The sequence below is a fragment of the Allobaculum sp. JKK-2023 genome, assembly GCF_034745455.1.
In the GTDB taxonomy this organism is placed as follows: Bacteria; Bacillota_I; Bacilli_A; order Erysipelotrichales; family Erysipelotrichaceae; genus Allobaculum.
In genome coordinates this window covers 1,973,260-1,986,161 of the sequence record NZ_JAYERV010000003.1, presented here as the reverse complement: position 1 = coordinate 1,986,161, position 12,902 = coordinate 1,973,260, and the positions used below count along the sequence as shown (strand labels likewise).

At 46.1% G+C, this 12,902-nt stretch carries 7 protein-coding genes and 1 pseudogene; 5 read left to right on the top strand and 3 right to left on the bottom strand.

Annotated features, from left to right (window positions below; all coding sequences use genetic code 11):
• Window positions 1-51: 51 nt before the first annotated feature.
• The 5 genes from U4956_RS08000 (at window position 52) to U4956_RS07980 (ending at window position 7,616) form a co-directional block, all read left to right on the top strand.
• A complete protein-coding gene (locus U4956_RS08000; RefSeq protein WP_323090051.1) occupies window positions 52-2,664 on the top strand; it encodes an ATP-binding protein in 2,613 nt (870 codons plus the stop codon).
• Between the two features lie 286 nt (window positions 2,665-2,950).
• Complete coding sequence (locus tag U4956_RS07995) at window positions 2,951-4,009, top strand: 3-dehydroquinate synthase family protein (protein ID WP_323090050.1); 1,059 nt, start codon at window positions 2,951-2,953, stop codon at window positions 4,007-4,009.
• Entirely contained in the window at window positions 4,006-5,118 is a 1,113-nt protein-coding gene (aroC, locus tag U4956_RS07990) for a chorismate synthase (RefSeq protein WP_323090049.1), read from the top strand. Before U4956_RS07995 ends, aroC begins: the two co-directional genes overlap by 4 nt.
• Window positions 5,119-5,373: 255 nt before the next feature.
• Window positions 5,374-6,786 carry a 3-phosphoshikimate 1-carboxyvinyltransferase gene (aroA, locus tag U4956_RS07985; RefSeq protein WP_323090048.1) on the top strand — a complete coding sequence of 471 codons (1,413 nt, stop codon included), beginning with the start codon at window positions 5,374-5,376 and terminating at the stop codon, window positions 6,784-6,786.
• On the top strand, window positions 6,783-7,616 hold the full coding sequence (locus tag U4956_RS07980) for a prephenate dehydrogenase (protein WP_323090047.1): 834 nt from the start codon (window positions 6,783-6,785) through the stop codon (window positions 7,614-7,616). The genes aroA and U4956_RS07980 overlap by 4 nt, the downstream gene beginning before the upstream one ends.
• An 895-nt stretch (window positions 7,617-8,511) precedes the next feature.
• Here U4956_RS07980 and U4956_RS07975 read toward each other — a convergent pair.
• From U4956_RS07975 to U4956_RS07965, 3 genes and pseudogenes are all read right to left on the bottom strand, one after another.
• Complete coding sequence (locus tag U4956_RS07975; protein WP_323090046.1) at window positions 8,512-10,239, bottom strand: zinc ribbon domain-containing protein; 1,728 nt, start codon at window positions 10,237-10,239, stop codon at window positions 8,512-8,514.
• Between the two features lie 22 nt (window positions 10,240-10,261).
• A pseudogene (locus U4956_RS07970) lies at window positions 10,262-10,825 on the bottom strand (IS607 family transposase); the annotation flags it as partial.
• A gap of 464 nt (window positions 10,826-11,289) precedes the next feature.
• Window positions 11,290-12,762, bottom strand: a complete 1,473-nt coding sequence (locus U4956_RS07965) for a hypothetical protein (RefSeq protein WP_323090045.1) — start codon at window positions 12,760-12,762, stop codon at window positions 11,290-11,292.
• Window positions 12,763-12,902 lie beyond the last annotated feature (140 nt).

Below are 12,902 nucleotides of genomic sequence, written 5' to 3'. Positions count from 1 at the left end.
CAGTCCTCAATCTGATGCTTTCACTTCTGTTGAGAAAAGAGGTGATCCGCCATGCCGAAGTCTATGATTTTCAGAAGCGTTCAGTCCAAAGGCTTTGAAGAACTCAGACCCATTTACGATCAGTGCAGTATGGTTTTCCAGGCGATTCTTAAAGACGAAACTCTCCGAAAAAAAATGGGAAAAGTCCCTTTGGAAGAGGTGGGCGAAGATGGCAAAAAGAAGAAACGCCTGATGGGGGATCTGTTTCATGATTTTGGCTGTATTCTTGGAAATCCACTGTCTGGAAAGGTCTGCAACAGCGCCTGGTACATGAGAATTATCATTTTCAATTTGGTCAGCCTGCTGCGCTCACGGGCGGACCAGGTCAAAATCTATGAGCTTCTTCAAAAATATCAGTTCAAAATCTGTCCGTCCCTTCGAAAAGAACTGGCAGAAAACGAATTGTATCCCAGCAACACCAACCTGAAAAACCTCTGTCAGGCGAAAGAAATGCCCCATCTGCCGGAAAGTGCAGTGTTCCGTCTGGATTACGCTTATTCCGATAAGCAGATGTGTGTATTTGATTGCGAGAAACTCGAGTTCAGCGTCCAGATTCGGACCAGTAAGGAAGCGCAGAAGACCGGCCTTCCGGAATGGAAAACATTCAATCTGATTCTTCCTTCCTTCATCCGGGAGCAGGCTGCCGGTAAAATTACGAAGCCGCTTTTCTATACAGATAAAGCCGGAAAGCTGATTTGTCAGATTCCCTACGAGGTCAAACCGGAAAAGCATCCGGAATTCAAAAATGTTCTGGGTGTTGATCTTGGAAAGGTGAAGCCGTACTCGGCTGTGGTTCTTTACAGGGATAAAACGTATTCAAATGAAATGACTCCCTCGAAAGAGCTGATGAATCTCTATGAAAAGCTTGCCCGAATCAACGAGAATATTGACCGGAATTACCAGAAATACAAACGGGCTAAAGCCTATCAGAAAAAAGACGAAGAGGATACCAGGCGTCAGCAGGCCAGGTGGTTCAACTATCAAAGCGCCCGGGAAAAGAGAACACGACTCAAAGAAGAAGCAGAGTGGCTGATGGCAGAAGAAATCGTCGAAATCGCCAGAAGAAACCAGTGTAAAGAAATCCATATGGAGAATCTGACCTGGGTAAATAACAGAGGAGGAAAATGGGACTTCAGCTTGATTCGAGACCGGGTGATGCAGGTCGCAGAGCTTCATGGAATTGAGGTTGTTTTCATCAATCCATGCAATACCAGCTGCCGCCATCCTCTTACGCATGAACTGGGAAAAGAATCCGGCCGGAGCATTGTATTCAAAGACGGGACTCGTGTTGACCGGGATCAGCTGGCAGCTTTGAACATTGCTCTGACAAAAAAAGAGAAAAAGGAAGGAGAAAAGATCAAAACAAAAATTCAGAAAGCCGAACTGAAACCCGTTTCAAGCACAAGACTGGTCAGAAAGGAGAAGAGACGGGAATCCAGCCGGAACCGGAAGAAAAAACAGTATGATTTCAAAAACAAAAAGAGAATGCATCAAATCGCAGCATTCTGCCGTAAGCCAGAGGGTAAAGCCTTCCAGGATTTATCCGCACTTACGGTTCAACGGAAAGCATGTTTTTTGGAAGGATACGATGGCTCCAATTTATTGCCGAAAGGCTTTTTAAAGTACAATAAGTTACAATTTGTACCATCGTATACTAAGAAAGTACATGTTTTTCGAGCGATGCAGCTAGAAACTTTGGTGCTCCAAAAGAAAAACATGGATTTCGATGCTCTTCCCGCTTCTGATCAACAGCTCACCTTCCAGACTTTAGAGAATGAGCTCATCTCAAAATTGCAGCTGGAAAAACCAGGAACAGACACCTTTAAGTCACTGGGACTTTTAAAGCCTGGTTGTGGATATACGGTTGCTGCCCAGCTTCTTTCAGACCGTAATGAATTTCCGGGCGTTGAACTTGTTCGATACGGGATGAACGAAAACGAGATTCAAAATCGGCTGACAGTTGAAAACTGCTCCGTACTGACCATGTATAAAGAAGCAGAAAAATTTTTCAATCTGTATTTTCGCTCCGAACTGATCAATGGCTCAGCTCGTGAAGAGTATTATCGAATTCCAAAAAACGCATTCAGAGAGGCTGTCCTGAATGCGTTGATCCATCGGGACTGGAAAAGAAGAAATTCCAGGATTCTGATTCGAATGTATAACGATTCCATCAAAATCAGTTCTCCCGGCGGTCTTCCTGAAGGAATCACGCCTGAAGAATATCTTCAGGACGATCTTTCTGTTCCAAGAAATCCCGATCTGGCTTATGTTTTCCTGCGGCTTGGGTATACCGAAAGACTCGGTTCTGGAATCAGAAGGATTTTATCTTCTTATCAGGACCAGACTGGAAGGCCAGAATTCGCGTTTTCGAAAAATGTCATTACGGTCAGGCTTCCATCCCTCAGCTATCAGGCAAATCTTTCTAAAGATCAGAACACTCTGCTTGCTGCAATTAAGGAGAATCAGCCGATTTCCCGTAAAGAGATTGAAAAGCAGACAGGATTTGGGCGCTCTAAAACCGCAAAATTGCTTAAAGAGCTGACAGATTTGAACCTGATTGAAAAAGTCGGCAATGGACCTTCGATCCGATATACACTCAACTTGCATCCTGCGCTCATCCATTAATCGATTCAGGTCTATCGTCCGCGGACGATAGACCGATCTGCTTGATTATCTGCCTGATCTGCTTGCTCTGCCAGACAGAAAGGATGCTTGGATTGACCAAACGAAAATCAGTTTCTGATCCATAAGCCAGAAACTGAAACCGAACAGAAATTGCTTAGATTAGAAAGGAAAACAGCCTGTTTCCGATTTTCCGGACTCTCTATATCCGTCTTACGCCGTCTTGGTTGTACCGAGCTCTGTCTCGCTGCATACAGCCACTCGGCAGTTCCATGGAAAAACAGGGAAAATGAAGTGGAAAAAACGAAGTCAAAACAATCAGGCTGCCAGAATATTCATGAAACTGAATGTCCAGATTCCCGGATCGTCGTATCCGATTGTGATTGAAAAAGGATGTCTAAGTCATTTAACCGACTGGATTGATCCGAAAAGAAAGACCATGCTGGTGTATGACACCGGTATTCCTGCAAAATGGGTTGAGCTGGTGGAAAGTCAGCTGTCCAATTGTTTTGTGTTCTGTTTTGAGCAGGGCGAAGGCTCAAAAACAATGCAGACATTAGAGCAGTGCCTGATTGCGATGTCCGATGCTGGACTCAACCGCAAAAGCCAGGTAATTGCTCTTGGCGGTGGGGTTGTTGGCGATCTTGCCGGGTTTGCGGCTGCCTGCTACATGCGCGGCATTGATTTTTACAATCTGCCAACCACTGTGCTGTCGCAGGTGGACTCTTCGGTAGGCGGCAAGACGGCTGTTGATCTTGGATCCGTTAAAAACATCGTTGGCGCTTTCTGGCAGCCCAAAGCGGTGCTCATTGATCCGAATGTGCTGCAAACGCTTGATCCCCGTCAGATTGCGGCCGGTCTTGCAGAAGCGCTTAAGATGGGACTGCTCTTTGAAGAAGACTTAGTTGAAGCCTTTGAAAAAGAAGATCTTGACCTGACGTACATTATTGCCCGAAGTATTGATCTCAAGCGGATGGTTGTCGAACAGGATGAAAAAGAAGCTGGTCTGCGCAAGGCATTGAACTTTGGCCATACGATCGGCCATGCCATTGAAGGCAGCTTTGAGGATCATGACTATCTGCATGGCGAATGCGTTGGGACCGGTATGCTTTACTTCATTGAAGATGAAACGCTCAAAAATCGAGTGATTGCCATTGAGGACCGGCTGAATCTGCCTCGAATTGAAGAGTTCGACCTGGCAAGAGTCAGAGAATTATTGCGTCATGATAAAAAAGGAAACGACCAGGGCATTGATTGTGTGTTTGTGACCAAACCAGGCCAGTTTGAATTCCGGACGCTTCAGCCTGAAGAAATAGACCGACTGGTAGAAAAGGAGATTTTCGTATGAAAAATACGATTGGCCAGAACATTTCGCTGACTCTGTTTGGCGAAAGCCATGGCGAAAAAATCGGGGTTGTTGTGGATGGTCTTCCTGCCGGCTTTGAAATCGATCTGGACAAACTGGAATGGGAGATGGAAAAGCGCAAAGCCAAAGGACAGCTTTCTACGAAACGTCATGAAGCGGATGCGGTGCAGATTGTTTCCGGCTTTTTCGAAGGCAAAACCACCGGAACTCCGCTTTGTATTCTGATCGACAATACCAATACGCGCTCGCAGGACTATGCCCAGCTGAAATACCGTCTGCGCCCAGGCCATGCGGATTTTGCGGCGTTTGAAAAATATCATGGGGCGCAGGATTATCGCGGCGGCGGCCACTTCTCGGGCCGGCTGACTGCTCCCATTGTGGCGGCTGGAGCTATCTGTCGACAGATTCTGGAAGCCCATGGCGTCAACCTTGCTACCCACATTCAATCCCTGCATGGCATTGAAGATATCGCTTTTGATTTTGCGGACGCTTCCCATTTAGAAGTGCAGATGAATACTCTCAATGCAGCGCAGTTTCCGGTTCTTGATGAAGAAAGCTGTCAGAAGATGCAGACGCTCATTGAACGGACCGCCAAAGATCTTGACAGTGTGGGCGGGGTTTTGCAGACAGTGGTTACGGGGATGCCGGCCGGTATTGGCGAGCCCTTCTTCGATTCAATCGAAAGCAATCTGGCTCACCTGATGTTTTCCATCCCGGCCGTCAAAGGAGTCAGCTTTGGCGCCGGCTTTGAGTTTGCAAATCTCTATGGCTCGCAGGCCAATGATCCATTTGTGCTCGATGAAAACGGCCAGATCATGACTTCAACCAACCATAACGGCGGGATCAACGGCGGGATTACCAATGGAATGCCGATTGTCTTCCAGACTGTCATCAAGCCAACGCCATCTATTTATAAACCTCAGGCCAGCGTGAACTACCAGACCAAAGAAGAAGTCGAACTCGCGATTAAAGGCCGCCACGATCCGGCGATTATCCATCGGGCCAGAGCGGTTGTCGATTCCTTATGTGCCTTTGGCCTGCTGGATCTATGGATGGAACATGCGGCGATTCAGGCTTTTGAAGAAAAATAAGAAGCAAAATATGTAAAAAAGCCAGAACGGGGACAGTTCAAAATGAATGGACAACGCAAAAAATCGATAGGTAAAAGCAAGTCAGAAAATATAATAAATTGGGCGAATCCACCTAGGGTTAAGCCCTAATAAAGTGGATCCCACATAGAATTGAACCCAGGCTGAAGTTGAGGCGACCGTTCAAGTTGAAACCGCCGCCCAAGCTCCAATTCAATCGAAACCACAATACAGAGAAAACAGATAAGGAGAATACCGATGAATGTATTGATTACGCCAGGCAAAGTATCTGGCCAGTTACTCATTCCCGCCTCCAAGTCATTGTCGCACAGAGCTCTGATCTGTGCGGGACTGGCAGAAGGTACCTCTTCGGTTTACAACCTTGGCCACTCACAGGATATTGAAGCGACGCGAAACTGTCTGCAGGCTTTAGGAGCAAAATTTAAAGACGATCCCCAAAAGGGGTGTGTTCATGTTTCGGGATGCACACCACAGGATCTGGTTGAGTCCGTTACGCTCAATGCCAATGAATCAGGCAGTACGCTGCGTTTTTTCATTCCGATTGCGGCAGCCGGCAAAGAAGAGGTTTCCTTTTTAGGCAAACCGAGCCTGCTTACCCGTCCATTGGGGATTTATGCCAATATTTTCCTCGAACAGGGGCTTCCCTTTGAGCAGGGGCCAGAAGGCCTGCACTTTCATGGACCACTGCAGCCTGGGCTGTATACCCTCAATGGCGATGTTTCCAGTCAGTTTATTTCGGGCCTGCTTTTAGCGGGTCCATTGATGGAAGGAATGGAGATTGCGGTGCTGCCGCCCTATCAGTCCAGATCTTATGTTGACTTAACCGTTTCCATGCTTGAAACGTTTGGATGCAAAATCGAACAGCCAACGGATCATGCCTATCGCATTGATCCGGGGCAGCGTTTGCGGGCCAAAAGCGTACAGGTCGAATCCGACTGGAGCCAGGCAGCATTTTTCTTAACGCTGGGGATGCTCAATGCGCCCTTAACCCTGAAGGGTCTGAAAAAGGATTCTTTGCAGGGGGATGCCATCATCTCCAGCATGATCGAACAGGCTGGTGGAAAACTGGAGTGGAAAGAAGCACCAAAGTCAGAGAATGAATCAGAAGACGCAGGTGCCGATGTCGATACCAATGTCAGTGCCGATCCGAACTCTGCTTCTTGTGCGCCTGGTCCTGATCCTGATTCAGTTTCCGGCTCTGGAGTGGCTGATCTTTACGTCAGTCCGGATACACTTCGTCCTTTTACCTTTGATCTGGCCAACTGCCCGGATTTAGGCCCGATTCTCTGTGTGCTGGCTGCCATGATTCCAGGCACAAGCAGATTGATTCATGCCGGCCGCCTACGCATTAAAGAGTGCGATCGCATTGCGGCAATGGAAGACGAGCTGCGCAAGTGGGGCGTTGAAATTTCCAGTGATGAAGACTCCATGACGATCGTCGGCAAATCGGCCGACAAGTATCAGATGGATTCAATTGTTCAGATTGATGGTCACAATGATCATCGTATTGTGATGGCCATGGCTGTTTTTGGACTTTGCGCCAAAACACCTTCCATCATTCATGGGGCACAGGCGGTAGCCAAAAGCTATCCCGATTTCTTTAAAGACCTGGCTTTGATTCATGGCCAGTGCATGGAGGTTAACGAATGAAAACAGCCGGTGTTGTCGGCCTGGGGGTCATGGGCGGCTCCTTTGCGGCCCGTTTAAAAGAACTTGGTTATAAAGTCTATGGATTTGATCTCAATGGTCAGTCCTTAAAAACAGCGCGCAAGCGCGGCTGGATTGATGAAGGGTTTGCGGACTTTTCACAGGGAATTTCAGACTGTGAACTGATTCTGTTCTGCATCTATCCTTCCCTGCTTCCGAAGTGGATTGAAACCTGGCAGAACCAGTTTGCGCCTGGCACTCTGTTGTTAGAGATTTCCGGGGTCAAGCGCGCCATCATGGAGCCAGTCCATAAAATGCTTCGCAAGGATTGCGAACTGATGTCGATTCACCCCATGTGCGGCCGTGAGTCCAAGGGAATTGATCATGCGGATCCTGAAATCTTCAACCAGGCCAACTTCATCCTGATTCCCGATGATTCCAATACCGCCTCTTCGATCGTTAAAGTCAGCTCTCTGGCTAAAGATCTTGGCTGCAAGAACATCTCCGTTCTTTCGCCAGAAGAACACGATACAATGATCGCCTTCTTATCCCAGCTGACACATGTCATTGCGGTTACCCTGATGGATACCCATGAAAATGAGCATCTGGTTGAATACACCGGTGACTCATTCCGGGATTTAACCCGCATTGCTTCAATCAATGAAGATATGTGGAGTGAACTGTTCTTATTGAACAAGGACTATCTGCTCGATGAGATCCGACAGTTCAGAGAAACGCTTGATGACTTTACCGAAGCTCTTGAAAATGAAGACGAGCAGAAAATGAAGTCCATGATGATGCTTTCGACCAAACGTCGAAAGAAATTCGATTAAGACGAACAAACCAATAAAAAGCATAATGGCCGGAAATCCCTTAAAAAAGGGATTTCCGGCCATTGACCGTTTTGACGAATTATCACTTTCGTTCAGGTAGTCTGTCGGCAGGCATTGCGGGGACGGACTGCTGCATTCGTCCCTTGACCAGGCCGAAACCGGCTGAAAATTCCATGGTTCTCCATCTGGTGTCTGATATTCCATGACCTCAGTTCTGGAATATATTTCGTTTGATGTCAGACTCCCCTGACTTAGAGCGATAAGCGAAATGCATTCTGATCCCATATGTCCCCACCAGGTGTAAAAGGTTCCGGGCTCAGGGCCAGAATAGAAGCCAATATGGCCAGCTTTGCAGGACGCAATCTCCCGAGCCGTTCCATTGGCGACGGCATAGAACTTTAACTGATAGTCCGCTTCACAACTTCCAATTTTCATCACCAGAAGAGGATTTTCATATTCGGGATGATCCCAAAGATACCACCTGGGCTCATAGTTTCGGGAAGAACCCTTCAATAAATGAGTAGAATTTGTCCTTGGAGGGATAAAATGTACTCATCCCTGTCTGCGAACAGTGTTCGGCATTAGCCGGCGGTCGAAGGGTTAAATTGAATGGTGATCCAAAGCCTTGTCTTTTGGACTCCACTCTGAATCTTCAATCTTATCTAAGTCCCGCTTTACGCACCGCACTTTCCGGGGAAAGTACAGCTTGTAATTTTAAGGGGCATACCCCAATCTCGCAGAATTGGTCCCCCTCAAAGCCCGTCCGGCGCGGTACAGGCCTGAGTTTTAAGAAACCCGAAGATTTCACAAAACAGCTCCGGCCGGGCTTGATGAAAGCTCGGACAGTCATTATGGCTGTCTATTCATTTGTTTACTTGGTTAGTTAGTTAGGGAGTTATGGTGTTACTTGACTGGTTACTTGTTTTACTTCTTGTTTTGTTTCCTGCTGATTCTTTAACTGCTCGATTCTCTCTTCATAAAGCTTCTTAATGCTCTCTCGGGGAGTCCATTTGGTGATTTCCGGATGATTCTCATAAATCCATACAAGATTGGACGCCGCATTGATATCGGCGTTCATTTCTTTGTGCACAGGACAAAACGCCTTTTCATGAGCTGATTTGTCGCGGGTAACTTTTGCTCCACAGATGTGGCAGTACTGGGAACTGTAGGCCTGGTTGACATACGAGACTCCGATCTCCTTCAGGCCGGCTTTGTATTCGATTCTCTCCTGCAGGACACCATACATCCACTCCGAAAGCAGGCGGTTCATTCGCTTATACTTGCTGGCCGCCCCTCGGATATCCAGATCTTCCATTACAATATGGCCGATATTCTGGTCTGTCTTCAGGACCAAAGCAATTTCTTCGTTGATCAGGCATTCCAGATGGGCCTGGATCTTTCTGGACTGGCGGGCAAAGGACTTTCTACCACGGGTATTGTTCTTTCTGATCCTTTCTGCCTTGCGCAAAAGCGAGTATGTTCGTTCTTCGCAGGCTTTCTTTTCCTGAGGGGAAAGATCTGGCTTTTTAGAGGCAAACTTCTCCTGGTCAGCCTGCTTTAAAAGATTTTTTCTTCGATCCCGCATCCGGCTTCTCTGAACTCCTCGCGCACTCAGAAAATCAGAAGCAGGATAAAAGCATTCTTTGTAAGTTCTTTGGTCTAAAGTTTCAGCCGCCTTGCTCTTGTTTTTGCGCAACGCCTGTTTTTTATCTTCAGTTTTCTTCTTTTTAAGTTCAGCAGACAAAATATTATTGGAAGTGCTGAGCAAAGAAGTAATTCCAGCATCTACGCCAACGTTCTTCTCTGACTTGGAAGGATGGTTTCTTACTTCGACAAGTCTCTGAAAAACCAGACGGTTTTTTTCACGGTCATAGAGCACAGTAAGGTTGCCTCTGGTCTTTTCTTTTTTGGATGTATAGAAAATCCCCCGGAGTTTGACTTCAAATGGCTCCTGGTTTCCTAACCCCATCAGCTGAATGATTGTTGTATTCTCTTCATGACGGATTGTATAACCGTTTTTGTCAATTCTCATCCAGCTGCCTTTGTTGGTATGAACTGGTTTATGGTACTGTCGATACCTTCTTGCCGCATGAGTGAGAAGCCGGTGGATTCTGACAGGATCGCATTTTTTCAGGCGGCCAGCGATATCTTTATTGGAAATCTCCAGAGGCTCAAACCGATGATTTCGAATGATTGGTTTAAACAGCGAAGGCGTCTTGACCACATAAAATACAACTGAGGCTTCCTGGGCATTCATCTTGTACTTCGTATAGAGTTCATCCTTGATACGGCGGATGATCTCTTCCTCCATGGATTTACGGTTTGTGATGATAGACTGCATAGCACATGTCCAGAGCCATGAAGGAAGCATTCCCTTTGGAAAAGAAATACCCGTCAATTTAGCTACGTGATTGGTCGTATCTTTAAGAAGCTGTCGTTTTTCAGCGCGGATTTGGTCCCGGCACTTTTTCCAGGACTTTCCCATCAACTCAATGGAACAGCCAAAAGGAGCAAGAAGGTTATAGGTTTCTCTCCAGGCGAGAAATAAGTTATCTGCCTGTCTGCTCTGGTTTTTGTCCAGTCTGACGGACACCATCTGAATTGTTTTTTTCGATCGACTCATCTTCGTTGTCCTCCTTCAGCAGTTTCCTGGTTTCTTCAATTATTTCCTTATTCTTGTTGCTACGTGAACCATATAAGCGGCCAGAAAAAACAGTAATGATGGCAATCAGGTCGTCTGTGAGTTCCTGGGCGCTGTTTCGTTCTTCTCCCTGATTGATGATTACAATTTCTGTCTCCATCTTTTTGGCAAGATATTCAACCAGTTCAAAGCCGAAACGCAGCAGGCGGTCTTTGTGGGTAATGACAATGTAGCTGACTTTTCTGTTTATAAGCAGATCTATCAGTTTAAGCAGACCTGGCTTTTTGTAATTCATTCCAGATCCAATATCCTCAATAATCTGGTATTGCCAGCCCTGCTTCTGCATATAGATCTCAACAACATCTGCCTGCCTTTCCAGGTCCGCCATTCTTTTCTTTGTAGAAACACGGCAATAACCAATGGCGGTTCTTTGCGACTTTTCTGGAGTCTTCCCAAGATAGACATCCAGCTCTTCAGAATCAAACATATAATGGCCGCCAATAGAAAGATGATAAGGCAGGTTATCAGTTTTGATCATTCTGTACAAAGTATGTCTGGTAACTCCAAAATACTGGCAGACCTACGCGCTTTCTATTTCTATATTTATTGTACATCAGACGCAAAAAATGCGCAATAAAAAGACCGAAAACGCATTTATTTTATTTATCCAGATGGGTCTGACAAATGTCCCTTTCATGGTCAGGTTGACTAAAAACGTTCGCAATTAATGATCATAACAAACTCTAAAAGGTTGATTTCAGGCGTAAACGTTCATATATAACAGACAAAAATTTCTTTTAGCGCTTTTGTCGGTCGCATCTTATCCATTATTGAATCTCAAAAGCATCTTTCAGAGGGCTTTCATCCCCATGGCAAGCCATGGCGTATTCGCCTAGCTTGATAACAAAGGACATGTTGGTGACGATGGACGTGCAAAGAATAGTGGACAGGTGAAAAATGGAGGATGAGCCGATAACGGAATTTCAATCATTTAGCCCTTATTATTTTAAAATTGCCTTATTTATCCAACTGTTAAATCCCGTATGGGGAATTATTCATCTCATTACGTAAAATCTGTCCGTAGATCTCGTACCAGTTAATCGAGGAATTCTTTTCGACATTACCAATCTCAGGTGAGGCATAGACATATTCTGCATCCTGCAAGCATACCCAGCCGCCAATTTCCAGTTTTCCCCATGTTTCGACACCATTTTTACTCTCCTGGATTATATTGATCAGACTGTCTTTAGGGAGGACGTGGCTCTGAGCGCTGGTTCGCTCCGGATTTTTACGAACAGTCATGTCGTAGTTCAGTTTCCATGTCAAGGCAGAGGGAGCCTGAGTGATCGCAGCCGATTCTGATGAAAAGCCAGAAGATCGATAGTCTGGATAAAGCTCAGAAAGCAAAATCGGTTGTAATGGATCCAGGTGTGTCAGATCGTTGATACTGACAAACTGAATTTCCTGAAGTGTTTCTGCCTTCAGTTCTTTATTTTCGTCGGCAGACAATTCTGTCATCTGTATATTTCCATCAGCGGAATCTATTCGAGAGATTTTATATCCATCTTCCAACGTCTGGAAAACAAGGAGTTCATTTGCTCCACTTGAAGCATTCGAAGTCGTATACAACAAAGTATTGGCGGCTGAAAAAGAAGCATCTTCTTTACGGTCTATCACATTGGAAGTCAGGCCATAAACCGAAATAACCTGATCCTGGTTCTTGCCGCCGCTGGCAATTAACAACTCAGGAATCTGATTCTGATTCAGGTCTGCAAGCGCATAGCCCCAGTTCAGGGAACCCTTGGCATTCTCAAACGTTTTTCCTACGAGAATCTGTCGATAGACCTCTTCAAGAGAATCACTGCCAATCAATGGCCCAACAACCACTCCCTCTGGTGCTGAATAGAACCTAGGGCCATTCTCATCTATCCATTGAAACCAGCCTTGCTGAGTGTGCCCCCAGATCGTTCCATCTTTGGCAGTCGCCAGATGGATCAGAATCTGAGATGAATTTGACTGAAGCGGAGTGATTCCAGTCTGGTCTTCATATAAAACGGTTCCCGGTTTGAGTCGAATCATTGTTTTCATTGGCCAGGCAGAATCTTCTTTGAAATCAGCCATTTGTGGAGTTGCAGCAAAATGATCATAAAGAAGAGCTAGACCAGAGCCGTCAGCCATCTGGCCATAGATCTTTGAACTTTGCGGATCGTTAAATGGAGCTGCCACCAGGGCACAGATTCTGAATTTTTTTCCCTGAGGGAGGGTCTTAACCACTTGGTTCGTCACCTGAGAAGTTCCATCCTCACCCATCGTAAAAACAGAAACTTCCTGGCTGGCTTGCCACAAGGTGCTGCTTTGCGTGATTCCTCGTGAATAGTCGTTCGGATCTGCCTTTTGGGGGAAAAGGGAGAGTAAAGAAGGATTCAGGGGAAAAGAGTTAGCGGCTGTTTCATTGCCAGTCATCTTGGCAGCACTGGCAGACATCTGTAAGTCAGTCTCTGACATAGTCCTTTCTTTTTGGATTTCTACTGCCGGGCCAGCGCAGCCAATCAGCAAAGCAGCAAAGCAGAGATTGCCGTCAGCAGCATGGAATATTTCAAAATATGTTTCATGGACTAACCTTATCTTTCTTCTTAAGTGCGCTC